Annotated in this window: 15 protein-coding genes and 1 tRNA gene; 15 read left to right on the top strand and 1 reads right to left on the bottom strand. The window is 65.7% G+C overall.

The window, feature by feature from the left end:
• The 7 genes from tolR to queC are packed head-to-tail and all read left to right on the top strand — an operon-like array spanning position 1 to position 5,520.
• Positions 1-468 carry a protein TolR gene (gene tolR, locus DFR24_RS06640; protein ID WP_133880513.1) on the top strand — a complete coding sequence of 156 codons (468 nt, stop codon included), beginning with the start codon at positions 1-3 and terminating at the stop codon, positions 466-468.
• 5 nt (positions 469-473) lie between these two features.
• The gene (gene tolA, locus DFR24_RS06635) at positions 474-1,364 is read left to right on the top strand and encodes a cell envelope integrity protein TolA (RefSeq protein ID WP_133880512.1); all 891 of its coding nucleotides are present in this window, start codon (positions 474-476) and stop codon (positions 1,362-1,364) included.
• A gap of 19 nt (positions 1,365-1,383) precedes the next feature.
• Positions 1,384-2,688, top strand: coding sequence for a Tol-Pal system beta propeller repeat protein TolB (gene tolB / locus DFR24_RS06630; RefSeq protein ID WP_246051535.1), 1,305 nt, complete (start codon positions 1,384-1,386; stop codon positions 2,686-2,688).
• A 43-nt stretch (positions 2,689-2,731) separates the two neighbouring features.
• Positions 2,732-3,253, top strand: coding sequence for a peptidoglycan-associated lipoprotein Pal (gene pal, locus DFR24_RS06625; RefSeq protein ID WP_133880511.1), 522 nt, complete (start codon positions 2,732-2,734; stop codon positions 3,251-3,253).
• A gap of 28 nt (positions 3,254-3,281) precedes the next feature.
• Positions 3,282-4,112, top strand: a complete 831-nt coding sequence (ybgF, locus tag DFR24_RS06620; protein ID WP_133880510.1) for a tol-pal system protein YbgF — start codon at positions 3,282-3,284, stop codon at positions 4,110-4,112.
• Positions 4,113-4,119: 7 nt separating this feature from the next.
• The gene (gene queE / locus DFR24_RS06615) at positions 4,120-4,815 is read left to right on the top strand and encodes a 7-carboxy-7-deazaguanine synthase QueE (protein WP_133880509.1); all 696 of its coding nucleotides are present in this window, start codon (positions 4,120-4,122) and stop codon (positions 4,813-4,815) included.
• A 12-nt stretch (positions 4,816-4,827) separates the two neighbouring features.
• Positions 4,828-5,520 (top strand): 7-cyano-7-deazaguanine synthase QueC, encoded by a 693-nt coding sequence (queC, locus tag DFR24_RS06610; RefSeq protein WP_246051534.1) that lies wholly within the window; start codon positions 4,828-4,830, stop codon positions 5,518-5,520.
• Positions 5,521-5,561: 41 nt separating this feature from the next.
• On the opposite strand, the gene DFR24_RS06605 is transcribed toward queC, so the two are convergent.
• A tRNA-Lys gene (locus DFR24_RS06605) sits at positions 5,562-5,637 on the bottom strand.
• 170 nt (positions 5,638-5,807) lie between these two features.
• Here DFR24_RS06605 and DFR24_RS06600 point away from each other — a divergent pair.
• The 8 genes from DFR24_RS06600 (at position 5,808) to DFR24_RS06565 (ending at position 16,794) form a co-directional block, all read left to right on the top strand.
• Positions 5,808-7,028, top strand: coding sequence for an acyl-CoA dehydrogenase family protein (locus tag DFR24_RS06600; protein WP_133880508.1), 1,221 nt, complete (start codon positions 5,808-5,810; stop codon positions 7,026-7,028).
• A gap of 236 nt (positions 7,029-7,264) precedes the next feature.
• The gene (locus DFR24_RS06595) at positions 7,265-8,920 is read left to right on the top strand and encodes a flavin-containing monooxygenase (RefSeq protein ID WP_133880507.1); all 1,656 of its coding nucleotides are present in this window, start codon (positions 7,265-7,267) and stop codon (positions 8,918-8,920) included.
• A 141-nt stretch (positions 8,921-9,061) separates the two neighbouring features.
• Entirely contained in the window at positions 9,062-11,827 is a 2,766-nt protein-coding gene (locus DFR24_RS06590; RefSeq protein WP_133880506.1) for a LuxR C-terminal-related transcriptional regulator, read from the top strand.
• A 182-nt stretch (positions 11,828-12,009) separates the two neighbouring features.
• Positions 12,010-13,155 carry a fatty acid desaturase gene (locus tag DFR24_RS06585; protein ID WP_133880505.1) on the top strand — a complete coding sequence of 382 codons (1,146 nt, stop codon included), beginning with the start codon at positions 12,010-12,012 and terminating at the stop codon, positions 13,153-13,155.
• Between the two features lie 8 nt (positions 13,156-13,163).
• A complete protein-coding gene (locus DFR24_RS06580; RefSeq protein WP_133880504.1) occupies positions 13,164-14,240 on the top strand; it encodes a 2Fe-2S iron-sulfur cluster-binding protein in 1,077 nt (358 codons plus the stop codon).
• Positions 14,241-14,438: 198 nt separating this feature from the next.
• On the top strand, positions 14,439-15,227 hold the full coding sequence (locus tag DFR24_RS06575) for an enoyl-CoA hydratase/isomerase family protein (RefSeq protein WP_133880503.1): 789 nt from the start codon (positions 14,439-14,441) through the stop codon (positions 15,225-15,227).
• Between the two features lie 16 nt (positions 15,228-15,243).
• A complete protein-coding gene (locus DFR24_RS06570; RefSeq protein WP_133880502.1) occupies positions 15,244-16,374 on the top strand; it encodes an acyl-CoA dehydrogenase family protein in 1,131 nt (376 codons plus the stop codon).
• Positions 16,375-16,545: 171 nt separating this feature from the next.
• A complete protein-coding gene (locus tag DFR24_RS06565; protein WP_133880501.1) occupies positions 16,546-16,794 on the top strand; it encodes a DUF1272 domain-containing protein in 249 nt (82 codons plus the stop codon).
• Positions 16,795-16,925 lie beyond the last annotated feature (131 nt).

The raw sequence follows: 16,925 nt of genomic DNA, 5'->3' as shown, positions 1-16,925 counted from the left end.
ATGGGCGCATCCGTTGGCGGCGGCCGCGGGGGCGGCAAGCGCCGCATGAATGCCGAGATCAACGTCGTACCGTACATCGACGTGATGCTCGTGCTGCTCATCATCTTCATGGTCACCGCACCCTTGCTCACGCAGGGCGTGGACGTGGAGCTGCCGCAGACCGAAGCCGCACCGCTGGTGATCGACGACGAACCCCTCACGCTGTCGGTGAATCGCAACGGGGAGATGTATCTCAACCGCGGCGAGAAGATCGACGCGCCGCTGACCGACGAGGAGGTGGTGCGCATCGCCGGCGCCATTGCCCGAAACGCGAAGAGCGACAAGGGTCAGATGGTGCTGGTGGAGGGTGATGGTCAGGCCGACTACAAGTACGTCGCCAAGGCCATGACGCTGCTGCAGACCGCCGGCATCAAGAAGATCGGTTTCGTCACGGATCCGGTGGACATCCCAGCCAAGGGCACCAAGTAGTCCCGATGCCTTTTCGTTCACGACACGTCCTGATCGCAACAGGCTTTCACCTGTTGCTGTTCGCGTTCCTGATCCTCGGGGTCCAGTGCACGCGGCTGCCAGAGCCCCCGCCGGTGATCGAGGCTCTGGTCATCACGGGCCACAACAAGGCAGGCGAACTCGTCACCGAGCCGCCGCCGGCGGAAAAGGTCGAGGAACCCACGCCGGAGCCGCCCAAGCCGGAACCGCCGCCGCCGCCGCCGGAGCCGCCCAAGCCCGAGCCGCCGAAACCGGAACCTCCGAAGCCGGATCCTGAGATCGAGAAGAAGAAGATCGAGCAGGAGAAGATCAAGCGCGAGCAGGAGATCAAGCTCCAGGCGGATATTCAGCGCAAGAAGGAAGAGGACGAGAAGAAGAAGCAGGAAGAACTCGAGGTCAAGCGCAAGAAGGAAGAAGAGGAAAAGAAGAAGAAGGAAGAAGAGCGCAAGCGCATCGAGGACGAGAAGCGCAAGCTCGAAGAAGAGCGCAAGCAGAAGGAAGAAGAGCAGCGCCGCCTGAAGCAGATGATGGAAGAGTCCTTGAGCAACGAGGCCAAGGACCGGGCGGAGGCCGCTCGCATCGGTGAAGTCCAGAAGACCTGGGGTCAGATGCTGGGCGAGCACATCGCGCAGCGTTGGCTGCGTCCGCCCGGATTGCCCTCCGGCCTGCGGTGCGTGGCCCAGATCGATATCCTGCCCAACGGCGAGGTGATCTCGGTGAAGATCATCCGCGGTTCCGGAAACGCCGCGTTTGATGCGTCGGTCGAGAATGCGATCTACAAGTCCAGTCCGCTGCCTCTGCCTTCCGATCCGAAAGCCTTCCAGCGTCAGCTTCAGCCTGAGTTCACGCCAGAAAGCCTAGATCAGATGAGCCGTTGACGGCCTTTCGTCTCCCGATTTGGAAATTCTCTCCATGACACAATTGCTACGCATACTTACTGCTGCGGTGTTGCTGGTCGTTCTCTCGCCAGCTCACGCCCAGCTGCAGTTCGAAGTCACCGGTGGTTCCACTGGCGCCCAGCCCATCGCCATCGTTCCATTCGGCGCCAACGACGGCGTGATGGATATCGCGCAGGTCATCGAGGGCGACCTGGTGCGCAGTGGCCTGTTCTTCGCGCTTCCGCGGACGGACATGCTCGAGAAGCCCACCGAACCCAAGCAGATCGATCACCGCAACTGGAAGGCGGTGAACATGGACAACATCGTGATCGGCAGCGTCCGTCGCGATCCTGGGTCCGATCGTGTGGCGGTGCGGTTCTACCTGTTCGACGTGTTGCGCGGTGAGCAGCGTCTTGGATTCGAGATGCCGGCCGCCGAGCCCTCTCAGCTCCGCTACACGGCGCATCAGATCGCGGATCTGATCTTTGAGAAGCTGGTCGGAATCCCCGGTGTGTTCAATACCAAGATCGCGTACGTGGCGTCGCAGGGCTACGGCCTGGACCGCAAGTACGCGCTGATGATCTCGGACTGGGACGGCGAGAATCCCCGCACGGTCGCGACGTCTCGCGAACCGCTGATGTCGCCGCAATGGGCGCCGGACCGCAAGCGTTTGGCTTACGTCGGTTACGAACGCGGACGCTCGTCGATCTATGTGCACGACGTGGCGAGCGGCAAGGTGCGCAAGCTGGTCTCCGAGAAGGGCATCAACGGATCGCCCGCCTGGTCTCCTGACGGGACGAAGCTCGCCGTGACGCTTTCGTACGAATCGAATCCGGATATCTATGTGGTCGACGTCGCCACCGGTGCAAAGCGCAGGCTGACGCAGACCGAAGGCATCGATACCGAGGCCGCCTGGTCGCCGGATGGGCAATCCATCGTTTTTACCTCTGAACGAGGCGGCCCGCCGCAGATTTACCGCATGACCGCCGACGGTGGGAGCCCCACCCGCATCTCTTTCCAGGGCCGGCAGAACCTTCGGGCCAGTTATTCGCCTGACGGCAAGAACATAGCGCTAGTCAACCTCGACGATAATCGTTATCGTATTGCGCTACTCGATGTGGCTTCGGGCTCGATGCGGCTGCTTAGTGATGGGCGGTTCGATGAGGGTCCTAGCTTCGCTCCCAACGGTGCGACGGTGATTTACGCCACGCAGGGACCCAAAGGTGCGGAGCTCGCAACGGTGAGCACCGATGGACGTGTACGTCAACGGCTGCGACAAACGGGAGATGTCCGTGAGCCGGCGTGGTCGCCACTGCAGCGATAAGCCCAAACAATAGTTGTATTTCAGACAAATCAAGGAGTTCTCGATGTTTAAGCAGGTTGTTCTCAGCGCAGTCGTGGCGTTTGGTCTTATCGGGGCTGGCTGCGCCAGCAAGTCCAACAAGAATGCGAGCACGGCCGGTGCCGGTTCGAGCGGAAGCAGCCTGGGTACGGGCGGCACGAGCGACCTGTCGGGCAGCGGCTCGGCGGTGGGCACCGACGACACGTCCGGCCTCTCGCTGGCCGACCGCACGGTGTACTTCGCGTTCGACAGCAGCGATATCGACGGCCCGGGCCAGGCCATCGTCTCGCGCTTCGCCAAGTATCTGGCGAGCCATCCGACCGCCAAGCTGCGTCTGGAAGGTCACGCTGACGAGCGCGGCACGCGCGAGTACAACGTGGGCCTCGGTGAGCGTCGCGCCAACGCGGTGTCGGCTGCTCTGATCAGCGGCGGCGCCTCGGCTGCCCAGATCAACATCGTGAGCTACGGCGAAGAGCGTGCTGCCGATCCGGGCCACGACGAGTCGGCCTGGGCGAAGAATCGCCGCGTCGAGATCGTGCAGCTCTGATCGACCGGCTCCCCAGGAGACTTCTGCCATGACGGTTCGTCGAATTTCCGGAATTACCCTTGCCATCGGTCTGGCCTTCACGGCGAGCGGATGTGCTTCGGATTTCGGCGGACCGATCAGCAGCTCCAATAGCACCGCCCTGTCGCCGGCCGAACGCCGGCTGCAGGACGTTGAAACCAAGACGGCGCAGCTGGTGCGCCGGATGGATTCGATGAACCAGTCGCAGACCGACCAGGACCTCACCCGTATCCGGGACGAGGTCCGGTTCCTGCGGGGTGACATCGAGAAGATCCGCTTCGATCTGGATAACCGGGATCGCAGCACCAAGGAATTGTTCGCAAACCTCGATCGCCGTCTTGGCCAGATCGAGGCGGGTGGCGCGGCTGCCGCTGCCGCGCCCGCAGGCGCTTCGGGAACGATGGCGACCAGTTCGCCGGGTACGCTGGCTCCGGCGGCGACGCCGAAGGCCACCGTTGCCACGCCTGAAGAAGAGCGTGCCTATCTCGGTACGTTCGATCAGCTGAAGAACGGCAAGTACGACGAAGCCGTCAGAGGCTTCCGCGGAATGCTCGACCAGTGGCCCCAGGGTCGATATGCCGACAACGGCTGGTACTGGATGGGTGAGGCGCAGATGGTGAAGAAGGACTTCGCCGGTGCCGCCAACAGCTTCCAGTCACTGGTGTCCGGTTTCCCGTCGAGCCCCAAGGTTGCAGATGGCCTCTACAAGCTGGGCCTGGCGCAGGTCGAACTCAAGCGTCCGGTTGAAGCGAAAGCTGCCTTGCAGCGTGTGATTCGCGAATACCCGAGCGCCAACGCGGCAAACCTGGCCAAGCAGAAGCTCGACCAGCTCGGCGGTTAACGCGGGCATGGACGACGCGGCCCCTGCGCCTGCGGCGACGGGTCGCGAGGCGGGTACCCAGTCCCGGCGGCTGCGGATCACCGAAATCTTTGTTTCCCTTCAGGGCGAATCGACGCGCGTCGGTTTGCCCTCTGTATTTGTGCGCCTCACCGGCTGTCCGTTGCGGTGCAGCTACTGCGACACCGCGTACGCCTTCCACGGCGGACAGTCGCGGGACCTGGATGAGGTCCTGGCGGAAGTTGAAAGCTACGGTGTGCGGCATGTCTGCGTCACCGGCGGCGAGCCGCTTGCCCAACGCACCTGCCTCGATCTGCTTCGCGCCTTGTGCGACAGGGGCCTCTCCGTTTCACTCGAAACCAGTGGGGCGCTCGACGTCTCTCGGGTCGATCCGCGCGTGTCGCGCATCGTCGACGTCAAGACTCCGGGCTCTGGCGAAGCGTTGCGCAACCTGCTGGGCAATCTCGATCTGCTGACGCCGGCCGACGAGATCAAGTTCGTCGTCTGCAGCCGCGCCGATTACGAATGGGCGCGCGAGCTGATCGCGGCCCGCGCGCTGGCGCAGCGATGCACCGTGCTGCTGTCGCCCAGCCACGGCCAGATCGAGCCCGCAGAGCTGGCCAGGTGGATCGTCGAGGATCGCCTCCCGGTCCGCTTCCAGATGCAGCTCCACAAGATCCTGTGGGGCAACGTCGCAGGATATTGAGGCCAGAGGACGATGAGTACGGTCATGTCGGGCGCCAAGCCAAGAGCCGTGGTGCTGCTATCGGGAGGGCTGGATTCAGCCACCGTGCTGGCCATTGCGAAGACGCAGGGTTTCGATGCTTACGCCTTGTCGGTCGCCTACGGCCAGCGTCACCTGATCGAACTCGAAGCCGCTGCGCGTGTGGCCACTCAACTGGGCGCCAGCGCACATCAGGTCATGCACGTCGATTTGGACGTCGTCGGGGGTTCCGCGCTGACCGATCGGAACATCGCGGTCCCGCAGTCGCCTTCTACCGGCATTCCGGTCACCTACGTGCCGGCGCGCAACACCTTGTTCCTGTCGCTCGCGCTCGGCTGGGCCGAGGTGCTCGGCGCGTCCGACCTGTTCATTGGCGTCAATGCCGTCGACTACTCCGGCTACCCGGATTGCCGGCCTGAATTCATTCAGGCTTTCGAACGTCTGGCCGATCTGGCGACGCGGGCGGGCGTGGAGGGCAGGGGCTTTCGGATCCACGCTCCGTTGCAGTACTGGAGCAAGAAGCAGATCGTCGAGAAAGGCACCGAACTGGGCGTGGACTTCGCGCAGACGGTGTCGTGCTACAGCGCCGACGACGAAGGCCGTGCCTGTGGTCGCTGCGATTCCTGCCGCTTGCGCGTCGAAGGCTTCATCGCCGCCGGCATCGCAGACCCTACGCGATACGCCTGAGACCCACGGCGCGCTGCGGGGAGCAGCGAAAAGAATCTGGATGGTGGGTCGTGATGGATTCGAACCATCGACCAATTGGTTAAAAGCCAACTGCTCTACCGACTGAGCTAACGACCCCCAAGGGTCCGCCGCGAGCGACGGGGCGCCGGGCGGACGCGAATGATACCGGAAGGTTTCCGCGGTTTTTTGGCGTGACGGGCAAACCTTCGCACGCCGCCCGTCGAAAGTCGGGTTGCCCGACCGTGCCCGGCCGCTAGGGTGACGAGACTTCCCTCGAGAACTCCGTCATGAATTGCCCGCCCCGCCGTGCCGATGCGCTCTACAGCGATTTCTTCGTCCCCGAAGAGACGCGTCGCGTACGCAAGGAAGTGCGGCAGTTCTGCGACGACGTCGTGCGCCCGGTCGCGCATCGGCTCAACACCACGCCGGAGTCGAAGGAGAGCTTTGCCCGCGCCGAATTCGACGCGATGGCCAAGGCCGGCTTGTACAAGATTCCGTATCCGGCCGACGTCGGCGGACTCGGGCTCGAGTTCCCGACGCTCGCCACGGCGACCGTGCTCGAAGAACTCGGCTACTACTCGCCGAGCCTGGCCTCGGCGCTGTACGACGGCCAGGCGATTCTCGTTGGCAAGACGCTCGAACGGGCGCAGCCGGCGCTGCGCAATCTGTACCTGCCGAAGCTGATCAAGGGCGAGTTCGTCGGCTGCTTCGCCACGAGCGAGCCTGAAGCGAGCACGGATCTGTCCGTGAAGTCGGTGCAGACGATCGCGACCAAGGTCGACGGCGGCTATCGCATCAACGGGAAGAAGCGCTGGATCACGAACTCGCCGGTCGGCGATCTGATCGTCGTGCTGTGTCGTACCGGCGAGACGCTGACGATGCTGCTCGCCGACATGCACGATCCGGGTGTCAGCGTGTCGGCGCCGGACCTGAAGATGGGCAACCACGTGCAGCTCACGGCGGACGTCGATTTCAAGGACGTGTTCGTCGCGGACGATCACGTCGTCGGCAAGGAAGGCGGCGGCCTGCGAACCGCCATCGGTGCGCTCGTGCTCGGTCGCATGGGAATCGGCGCGATCGGCGTGGCGATGGCGCAGGCGGCGTTCGATTTTTCGACGCACTACATGACGCAGCGCAAGGTCTTCGGCAAGGAACTCGCGCGCTTCCAGATCTGGCAGTTCCGCTTCGCCGAGCACGCGCTGCAGATCGAGATGGCGCGCGGGCTCTATCAGAAAGCCGCAATGCGCTACGACAAGGAAGGCGGCGCCGACATCGAGGCCGCGATGGCCAAGATCGCCGGCTCGCGGCTGGCCTGCGACGTGGCACGCGATGCCATCCAGGTCTGCGGCGCTTACGGCTTCGTCAAGACGCTGTCCGGTCCGGGACAGAACTTCCCGCTGGAGTCGATCTACCGCGACGCGAAGATCGGCGAGATCTACGAAGGCGCCAACGAGATCCAGAACTGGGTCATCGCGCGGCACATCTTCGGCCGCGACATGACGGGCTAGCGGCGTGCGGGGATCGCCTGCCTGGCCGTAAAAACTCCGCAACGTTCGAAGCGGGACGATCCCCCGGATGGGGGTCGCCGATAGGGGCCCATCCTCATACCCGCGTGCCGAGCGACGCCAACATACTCGACCGCGAGCGACGGGCAGGGGCTTCTGCGCTGCCCGCGCCGAACCGGGTCACGACGGTCATCCGATCCGGTCACGAACCTCATGATCGTGTGCGTGGAGGAAGAGACATGGCGGATTCCCAGAAGGCTGCGCAAGAGCTCGAAGTGTTGATCGTCGGCGCCGGCTTCGCCGGTCTGCAGATGCTCCATAGTTCGCTGCAGAAAGGACGATCGGTCCGCCTCTACGAGGCCGGCAGCGCCGTCGGCGGCACCTGGTACTGGAACCGGTATCCCGGTGCGCGTGTCGATCTGGAGAGCCTCGAGTATTCGTTCTCGTTTTCCAGTGAGGTGGAGCAGGAGTGGCGCTGGTCGGAGCGCTACGCGGCGCAGCCGGAACTGCAGCGTTACGCTGAATACGTCACCGACAAGTTCAACCTGCGGCCGCACATCCGCTTCAACGCGCGCATCGTCTCGGCGATCTTCGACGAGGAATCGCATCGCTGGGACGTGACCACCGAAGCCGGCGAGAAGGTCAGCGCGCGCTTCTGCATCATGGCCACCGGCCTGCTGTCCGCGCCCAATCGTCCCTACTTCGAAGGCGCCGAGAGCTTCCGCGGTCTGCAGGTGCAGACGGGCCTGTGGCCCAAGGAAGGCGTGGAGCTCGAAGGCAAGCGCGTCTGCGTGATCGGCACCGGGTCTTCCGCCGTTCAGTGCATCCCGGAAATCGCCAAGGTCGCGGCGCATCTGACGGTGTTCCAGCGCACGCCGGTCTTCGCCATCCCGGCACGCAATGCGCCAATGGACGACGATCACCAGCGACGCATCAAGGCGGATTACGCGGGCCTGCGCAAGGTCGAGAGCGAATCGCTGGCAGGATTCGTCGGCCTGCATTTTCTCGACAAGCCGAATCCGACCCAGGGCGCCATGGAGGTCAGCGACGCGGAGCGTCGGGCCGAATACGACCGGCGCTGGGCGGCGGGCGGGCTGTCGTTCTACAACGCCTACAAGGATCTGCTCACCGACGCCGCCTCCAACGAGAGCTGCGCCGAATATGTCCGCGGCAAGATCCGCGAGCGCGTGCGCGATCCCGAACTCGCGGAGAAGCTCACGCCCCGGACGTATCCGATCCTGACCAAGCGTCTGTGCGCGGACACCGGCTATTACGAGACCTACAACCGCGACAACGTTCGCCTGGTCGATCTGCGCGAGACCGGCATCGCCGGCATCGCGCCCGATGGAATCCGGATGCAGGACGGTGCGCTCCATCGATGCGACGTCATCGTCTACGCCACCGGCTTCGATGCGCTGACCGGCGCCCTGGACCGCATCGACATCCGCGGTCGTGGCGGTGAGACCATCCGCCAGCACTGGGCCGACGGGCTTCGCACGTTTGCAGGTCTGATGAGCAGCGGTTTCCCGAACATGATCTACATGAACGGTCCGGGCAGTCCGAGCGCCGTCTTCGCCCCGATCCAGCTCGCGGAATATCAGGCCGCCTGGATCGAGCGCTGCCTGGACTTCATGGCCAGCCACGGCGCCGACTGCATCGACGTGACCTCGGAAGCCGAGGAGGAGTGGGGCGCGCATGCCGACGAGATCGGCGCGATGACCCTGCTGTCGCGATCGAACACCTGGTACATGGGCGACAACATTCCCGGCAAGCCGCGTCGCGTGCTGATCTACATGGGCGGGTTCCCGGCCTACCGGGACACCTGTGAGAACGCGGCGGCCAATGGCTACCAGAAGTTCCGGCTGACGCGCACGCGCAGCGCCGTCGCCGCCTGAGCCCCACCGTAGCCCGGACGAAGTCCGGGGTCGCGTTCCGGTTTGCGAGGAAAACCCCGGGCTTGGCCCCGGCTACGGGCGCGCGAAGGGCGGCGTCGCAAGCGCATACAATCGCGCTTCCCCAAGGCAGGGCAGGTCCGGATGGGTAAAGACCTCGCGAAGACCGCCCAGGCACGTTTGCAGGAGACGCGCGAGGGCGGGGCAGAACCACCCGGTTTCTCGTTTCCGCTGGTCCGCACGGCGCTGCTGGACACGCTGACGCGCGAGCCGCGTCCGCCCGCGAAGCTCACGACGCTGGTCGCCCCCACCGGCTACGGCAAGACGGTGTTCGCGTCGGCCGTGTTCGCGGCGCTGAAGGCCCAGGGCGTGCGCAGCTACTGGATTGCACTCGACGATCGCGACGATTCCGTCGAGCGCCTGCTGAGCCTGCTCGAGGCCGGGCTCGGAGACCCGCAGGCGCAGGTGCACCCCACGCAGGCGCTGATCCGCGGTGACGAGCCGATGGAGAACCGCGTCGCGCATCTGCTCGACGCGATGGCGCATCTGCCGGATCCCTCGCTGATCCTGATCGACAATCTGGGTTACTGCACCGACGAGACGCTCGGGTATCTGCTGGACCGGCTCGTGTTCCGCACGCCGTCGTCGGTGAGCTTCCTGTTCTCGAGCACTTCGGAAGTGCCGATGAACCTGGCGCGCGCCAAGCTCGAGGGCCGTCTGCGCGACATCCGTTTTGCGGAACTGAGCCTGCATGCACAGGACGTGCGTGACCTGTTCGGTGCGGAGCTGTGCGGGCAACTCGGCGATGGCGCGGTGGAGACCATCCTCGAACAGACCGAGGGCTGGCCGGCGGCCGTGCGGCTGGCGCAGATCATCCTGAGTTCGTCCGAGCGGCCGCTCGAGGCGCTCGCCCGTTTTTCCGGCGCCGACGAAGACCTTTCCGGACTGCTCAATCGGCAGGCGCTCGCGGGCTTCGCGCCCGAGGCGCGGCGCTTCCTGGTCGAGATCGGACCGCTGCGCAGTTTCTGTTCGGATTTGTGCCGCCATGCAACCGGAGACGAGGAGGCCGCGCGCCATCTCGGGGTGCTGCTGAATCGCAACGTCTTCATGATCCCGCTGGATCGCAAGCGGAGCTGGTATCGGTTGCACGGCCTGTTCCGCGAATTCCTGATCGAGGAAGGCCAGCGATCGCTCGACGCGGCGCGACGCCGCCAGGTGCTGGAGCGCGCGGCCGAGTGGTGCGAGCGCAATGGCCTGTGGGAAGACGCCATCGATTACGCGCTACGCGCGGAGTCGGCGGACCTGGCGAGCGCGATGCTCGAGCGCGTCGCCGCGATGTTCGTGCGCGATCGCGGCGACCTGCGGCGCTACATCGAGTGGGTCGAGAAGCTGCGTGGCGACGGTCACGAGATCGGCTGGGAGGCCGACTTCTGGTACGTCTGGGCGCTGGTGTTCCACCGGCGCTACGACACCGCGCGACAGCAGAACGAACGCCTCGCCCGACGCATCGCCCAGCAGCAACAGGCGGGCCGCGATGCCACGCAGCTGGCTGACCTGAAGCGTCGCGTCGAGGTGATCCGCATCTGCATCGACACGTACACCGATCGTCTCGCCGACGCCCTCGAACTGGCCACGCGCTGGATGGCCGCGCGCGGCGCCGACGATCCGTTCAATACGGCGACGGTGGCCTGCGCGCACGGCATTTCGCTGTGCAGCGAACATCGTTTCGTCGAGGCGCGGCAGGCGATGCGCATCGCGCAGGCCGCCATCGCGCAGGCCAGCAGCGCGTACGGCATGGGCTGGGTATCGCTGCTCAACGCCATCGTGTCGGTATACGAGGGCGACTACGCGGGGGTCCACAACGACCTGCTCGCGTCACTTTCACGCTCGCGCGCCACGCTCGGCGACAGCGCCGCCATCACCGGCACGATCGCGCTGGCCGCCGCGAAGTGCGCGGTCGAGATGGGCCTCGACGACGAGGCGCGTGGCCTGTTGTCGCAAGGCCTGCGCTGGACCCACACGCACGGCATCGTCGACACCGCGGCGGTGGGCCTCGATGCGGCGGTCAAGCTGTGGTCGGGTCGCGACGACGACGGCATTTCCATTGCGCAGCTGCGCGAGATCGCGAGCGGCTATGCGCCGCGAATGGGCCTGATGCTGTCCTGCATGCTGGTGCAGCGCCTCGTGCGTCTGGGCCGTCTCGAGGACGCGCGTGCGGAGGCCACGCAGATCGGATTGCCGGGAGCCGGGTCCGAGCGCCGCGCGATGGTCGAGGGTCTCGACACGGCCCGTGTCCGCGAGGCGTGGACGGCGGCGGAGATCGACCTGCTGATCGCCGGCGGCCAGCTCAAGCAGGCCGAGGTCCTGATCGCCGACGAGACGCGACTGGCCAAGAAGGAAGGGCGTATCGCACGGCTGACGGAGCTCGCGCTGTCGGAGACCGCCATCGCGCTGTGTTCCCATCGTCCGCAGTCCGCCACCAAGCATCTCGCGCGCGCCGTGAGCCTGGCGGCGCGACGCGGGATCCTGCGGCCGTTTCGCGATCGCAGCGACCTGATCGCCGGCCTGGTCAACGACACCAAGCCGCAGGCCTGGGGTTTCGCGCACGAGGAGGAGCGGCGTTTCTTCGCGCAGATCTGCCGAGGCCTGCCGATCGGTCATTCGGGGTTGCTGGGCCAGATGGATCCTTCGCAGGGGGATAAGCCGCTGCTGGAGACCCCGACCGCACGTGAACTGGAACTGCTGAGCCTGATCGAAGCGGGCCTGTCCAACCAGCAGCTTGCGGACCGGCTCAGCGTCTCGGTGGCCACCGTGAAATGGCACCTCTACAACCTCTACACGAAGCTCGGCGTGTCCAGCCGATCGGCCGCCCTGGCCCGCGCCAAATCCCTGAACATGCTGGCCCGCTGATCCGGCCCCCGTAGCCCGGGTGCAACCCGGGGTTCCCCTCGCCAATCGAGCCGCTCCCGGGTTGCACCCGGGCTACGGGGCTGCGCAGCGCCAGACTATGGGTTGGGTCGCCGGATACGAGTCCGGGTCAGGATCCACGCTGACGAAGGCCCGAACGAAGGCCGATCCGCAGGAGGCGACCCATGCTGGACTACACGAAATACCTGCTGTCCCCCGCCATCCTCGCCGTCCACGCCTACGGGCTGTGGCTGGGCGGAAACTACGTCTGGCTGGGCATGGCCGTCCTGCTCGGCGTGCTCTTCATCGACGCCTACCTGCCGCGCGACTACTCGATGCGCGACCAGCGTTACGTGCGCATCTACGACGTCATCTGCGCGATGACCGTGATCGCCAGCTTCGTCAACATCTTCTTCTTCAGCTGGTTGGTCGGGCAGGGCCACTTCGCCACCACCTCGGCGTCGGTCGGCGCCTTCGTCGGCACGCTGTTCATCGGCTTCGTGATCGGCGCGCCGCCGGTGCACGAGCTGTTCCATCGCGAGGAATTCGTGCTGCGCTGGCTCGGCCGTATCGGCCAGTGCCTGATCTACGATCCCTGGCGCGAGATCACGCACGTGGTGACGCACCACATGCGCGTGGCCACGCCCGACGACCCGGATTACGCACGTCGCGGCGACACCGTCTATGGCCACATCCTGCGCACCTTCCCGGGGCAGTGGAAGGAGGCGTATCACCTCGAGAAGATGATGTGGACCAAGCGCGGACGCCAGTGGTACGACCCGCGAAACGCCTGGGTCTACAAGGCGGCCACCTTGGTCGCGTTCACCGCCATCCTCTATGCGCTCGGCGGCTTAATGGGCGCCCTGCTCGCGATCCTGACCTTGCTGCTCGGACCGCGCATGCTGCTCGAGGTGTTCAACTACGTGAACCACTACGGCCTGATCTCGGCGACGCCGGGCCGCTTCGAAAAACACCAGACGTGGAATCACATCACGCCGATGGTGCGCATCCTGGCGCTGGAGATCACCAACCACGCCGGGCATCACGAGGACAGCTACAAGCCGTTCTACAAGCTCGAGCCCGACACCAACGGACCGGTGCAGCCGCAGTTCCTGCTGGTGGTCCTGCTCGCGCTGGTGCCACCGCTGTTCTTCATGATGATCAAGCCGCTGCTCAAGCACTGGGACACGCACTACGCCTCGCCGCAGGAGCGCGAGATCGCGCGCCGCGAGAACGAGCGCGCCGGATGGCATGAACTGAACTCGCCCGATCCGGCGCGCGACCTGCCGGCCGACGTCTGGAACATGACGGCAGCCCGCATCGCCGCCTGATCGACGCGATGATCAAGGAACGAGCTGCGACGGCGCCCGCCCGTGCCGACCTGTGCCGCGTCACCGTGCGTGGCAAGGACGGCAGCGAGGAAATCTTCGACATCAGGCGCAACGATCTGCTGCTGAAGGCGGCGATCGAGCAGGGCGTCGACTATCCGCACAACTGCCGCGTCGGCGTGTGCGGATCGTGCAAGACCCGCGTGCTATCCGGCCGCGTCAGCCCGATGGTCGACCTCGCGCTCTCGCCGCTGACCAACCAAGAGATCGAGGCGGGTTACGTGCTGGCCTGCCAGGCCAAGGTCCGTGAATCGCTGGTGGTGGAAGCCAAGCTCGGCCGCCACGCGCTGCTGCCGGTGCGCACCGTGGCGTCGCGCGTGGTCCGCTGGCAGCGGCTGGCAGGCGACGTGATCGACCTGCGCCTGGCCCTCGATGCGCCGGTGCACTTCAACGCCGGGCAGTACTGCACGATCGCCGAGTCCGGCTCGTTCACGCGGCGCAGCTACTCGTACTACGACGTGCCGCCCGAGGAAGGTGCCCCCGCGGGAGAAGTCGGATTCCTCGTCAAGCGATTGCCCGGTGGCCAATTCTCGGAATGGCTGTTCGAGAAGGATCGCACCGGCTGCAAGTTCTGGATCGAAGGCCCGTTCGGGATCATGGGCGTCGACGACCCGGACCGCGACGGCCTGTGCGTGGCCGGCGGCACCGGGTTGGCGCCGATCCTGTCGATCGTCGGCGACCGGCTGAAAAAGTCCCGCGTCGCGCGTTTCACGATCGTGTTCGGCGTGCGCACGTCCGGGGACATGTTCGCCAACGATCGTCTCGATCAGCTCCTCGCGGCTTATCCCGATCGTGTGCGCCTCGTGACGATTCTTTCTCACGAGCCCGCCGATTCCGCGTGGACCGGCCCGCGCGGCCTGGTCACGGCGGCGCTGGGCGAGAAGCTGGGCGTGGACTTCGGTGATGTCGCGGCCTTCCTGTGCGGCAACCTCGCGATGGTCGAAGCGGTGGAGAAGTGTCTCGTCGCGCTGGGGGTGCAGCCGGATCGCATCCATGCCGACAAGTTCGTTCCTTCGGGGACGCCCTGATCCTCGCTACCGAGTCTCGAGCACGGAGAATTTCACCGCAAAGGCGCAAAAGAAAAAGAGAGGTCGCAGAGAAAGCTCTGTGTAAAACCTTTGCGTCCTTTCTTTTTCTTTTGCGCCTTTGCGGTGAAAACGCCTGAGTGTCGCGACAAAGCCACGAGCTAACCCACTCACTCTTGCAGGGCAACGTAGAATTTCGAGATGAGCCTCGTCGAATCCCAACTCGAACCCAGCACCGGCATCGTGACGATCACGATGAACCGGCCCGAAGTCCTCAACGCCATCGACGTGCCGCTCGCGCAGGCGATGAATGCGGCCATCGTGCCGCTGCGCGGCGATGCCCGCGTACGCTGCGTGATCCTGCGCGGCGCGGGCCGCGCGTTCGTCGCGGGCGGCGACCTGTCGCGCTTCGCCGATGATTTCGACAAGGCGGCCGATGTCGCGGACGAATTGCTGGATGCGCTGCACCCGGTGGCCGAGACGCTGCGCGCCATCGATGCGCCGGTGGTCGCCGCCGTGCACGGCGCCGTCGCCGGTGCCGGGCTTTCGCTGATGTGCAGTTGCGATCTTGTCGTTGCCGCGACCGGCACGCGCTTCCTGATGGCGTACGACCGCGTCGGCGCCGCGCCGGATTTCGGCGGCACGTATTTCCTGCCTCGCGTGCTCGGCATGCGCCGCGCCGCACAGTTCCTGTTTCTCAGCGAGACGCTGGACGCGGAAGCCGCCTTGCAGGCGGGTCTGGTGAACCAGGTCGTCGCGCCGGACCAACTCGCGGCCACCGCCGAGGCGCTCGCGCGCAAGATCGCCAATGGCCCGACGCGGGCGTTCGGCCAGTACAAGCGGCTCGCGGACCGTGCGTTCGAACGTGATCTGCACGACCAGCTCGAAGCCGAGCGTGCGGCGTTCAAGGCCGCGACGAAGACCGAGGACTTCCGCGAAGGCGCCAGCGCTTTCCTTGCCAAGCGGCCCGCAACGTTCAGCGGCCGCTGAAGACACCCACCGGACCATGCTCAACCAAGACCAGCAACTCATTTCCGAAACCGCGCAGCGCTACTCGCGTGAAGTGCTCGCTCCCGGCGCCGCCGCGCGCGAGAAGGCGCAGGCGATCGAACCCGAAGTGTTCGAGGGCCTGGCCGGCATGGGCCTGCTCGGGATGACGGTGTCGCCGGACTGGGACGGCGCCGGCGCGGATTACGTGTCGTACGCCGCTGCGCTGATGGCGGTGGCCGAGGGCGACGGCGCAGTGTCGACGGTGATGAGCGTCCACAACGCGCCGTTCTGCGCGATCCTCGAACGCTACGGCTCGCCTGCACAGAAGGACGCGGTGCTGCGCCCGGGCGCGCGCGGCGAATTCATCGGCGCTTTCGCGCTGACCGAGAGCCACGCGGGTTCCGATGCCAGCGCTCTGCGCACGCGGGCGGTGGCGAAGTCCGGCGGCTACGTCATCAACGGCTCCAAGCAGTTCATCACCAGCGGCAAGATCGGCAAGTACGTGATCGTGTTCGCCGTCACCGATCCGCAGAACCCGAAGCGCGGCATCTCCGCATTCCTGGTGCCGACGGATGCGAAGGGCTACAGCGTTTCGAAGATCGAGCACAAGCTCGGCCAGAAGGCATCCGACACCTGCTCGCTGAACTTCGACGACCTCGAGGTTTCCGCCGAGAACCTGATCGGCGCGGAAGGCGAGGGCTATCGCATCGCGCTGTCGAGCCTGGAGATCGGGCGCATCGGCATCGCGTCGCAGAGCGTGGGCATGGCGCAAGCCGCGCTCGATGCCGCGGTCCGCTACGCGGCGGAGCGGAAGTCCTTCGGCAAGTCCCTGCTCGAGCACCAGGCCGTGAGCTTCCGGCTCGTCGATGCGAAGACGCGGCTCGAGGCCGCACGGCAACTCGTGTTCTCGGCCGCGCGCATGAAGGATGCTGGCGTGCCCTGCCTCGACCAGGCCTGCATGGCCAAGCTGTTCGCGTCGGAGGCGGCCGAGGCGGTGTGTTCGGCCGCGATCCAGACGTTCGGCGGCTACGGCTATGTCGAGGACTTTCCGGTGGAGCGCATCTATCGTGACGTGCGCGTGTGCCAGATCTACGAGGGCACGTCGGATATCCAGAAGATCATCATCGGGCGCAGCCTCTCGGCCTGAGGGCGTCGTGTCGTGAAAGGCGGGCGGGCCGCGCTTGACCTTGCAGGTAGTTGAACCCGCGAGGGCCGGGGCGCATCGTCACGGCCGCCCCGCCAACGGAGCCGCGACGGAATGCGGGAAGGCTCTGCGATGCGACGGGCACGGATTGATTCGATGACCCAGGAGATCGAGATGCTTCAGCTCAGACCGAACTGCGAATGCTGCGATGCCGACCTTCCGCCGGACTCGGCCGACGCGCGGATGTGTTCCTTCGAGTGCACGTTCTGCGCCGATTGCGCGATCGGCGTGCTCGGCGGCCGCTGCCCCAACTGCGGCGGCGAATTGCTGGTGCGGCCGAGGCGTCCCGCCGCGCTGCTGGGGCAGTACCCGCCCTCGACCGAGCGCGTGATCAAGGCAGGCGGTTGCCCCCAGGCCGCATAGGACCGGTCACGGCCAGGTCCTGCGGAGGCGGTGAAGGCGGCTCGTCGCGACGACGACCGGCTCGCCGTCGTTCGAGGGGTTCGTCTTGCGTCAGCATCCGGCTGGCCCGGAACGCGTCGCACCGGAAGCCC

Origin of the sequence: Panacagrimonas perspica (assembly GCF_004364935.1) — a bacterium.
In the GTDB taxonomy this organism is placed as follows: Bacteria; Pseudomonadota; Gammaproteobacteria; order Nevskiales; family Nevskiaceae; genus Panacagrimonas; species Panacagrimonas perspica.
Note: the sequence above shows the minus strand (reverse complement) of the source record. Positions and strands in the feature narration are given on the sequence as shown.

Coding starts and splice junctions, on each gene's coding strand:
- tolR (WP_133880513.1), top strand. CDS start 1: ATGGGCGCATCCGTTGGCGGCGGCCGCGGGGGCGGCAAGCGCCGCATG.
- tolA (WP_133880512.1), top strand. CDS start 474: ATGCCTTTTCGTTCACGACACGTCCTGATCGCAACAGGCTTTCACCTG.
- pal (WP_133880511.1), top strand. CDS start 2,732: ATGTTTAAGCAGGTTGTTCTCAGCGCAGTCGTGGCGTTTGGTCTTATC.
- ybgF (WP_133880510.1), top strand. CDS start 3,282: ATGACGGTTCGTCGAATTTCCGGAATTACCCTTGCCATCGGTCTGGCC.
- queE (WP_133880509.1), top strand. CDS start 4,120: ATGGACGACGCGGCCCCTGCGCCTGCGGCGACGGGTCGCGAGGCGGGT.
- queC (WP_246051534.1), top strand. CDS start 4,828: ATGAGTACGGTCATGTCGGGCGCCAAGCCAAGAGCCGTGGTGCTGCTA.
- DFR24_RS06600 (WP_133880508.1), top strand. CDS start 5,808: ATGAATTGCCCGCCCCGCCGTGCCGATGCGCTCTACAGCGATTTCTTC.
- DFR24_RS06595 (WP_133880507.1), top strand. CDS start 7,265: ATGGCGGATTCCCAGAAGGCTGCGCAAGAGCTCGAAGTGTTGATCGTC.
- DFR24_RS06590 (WP_133880506.1), top strand. CDS start 9,062: ATGGGTAAAGACCTCGCGAAGACCGCCCAGGCACGTTTGCAGGAGACG.
- DFR24_RS06585 (WP_133880505.1), top strand. CDS start 12,010: ATGCTGGACTACACGAAATACCTGCTGTCCCCCGCCATCCTCGCCGTC.
- DFR24_RS06580 (WP_133880504.1), top strand. CDS start 13,164: ATGATCAAGGAACGAGCTGCGACGGCGCCCGCCCGTGCCGACCTGTGC.
- DFR24_RS06575 (WP_133880503.1), top strand. CDS start 14,439: ATGAGCCTCGTCGAATCCCAACTCGAACCCAGCACCGGCATCGTGACG.
- DFR24_RS06570 (WP_133880502.1), top strand. CDS start 15,244: ATGCTCAACCAAGACCAGCAACTCATTTCCGAAACCGCGCAGCGCTAC.
- DFR24_RS06565 (WP_133880501.1), top strand. CDS start 16,546: ATGCTTCAGCTCAGACCGAACTGCGAATGCTGCGATGCCGACCTTCCG.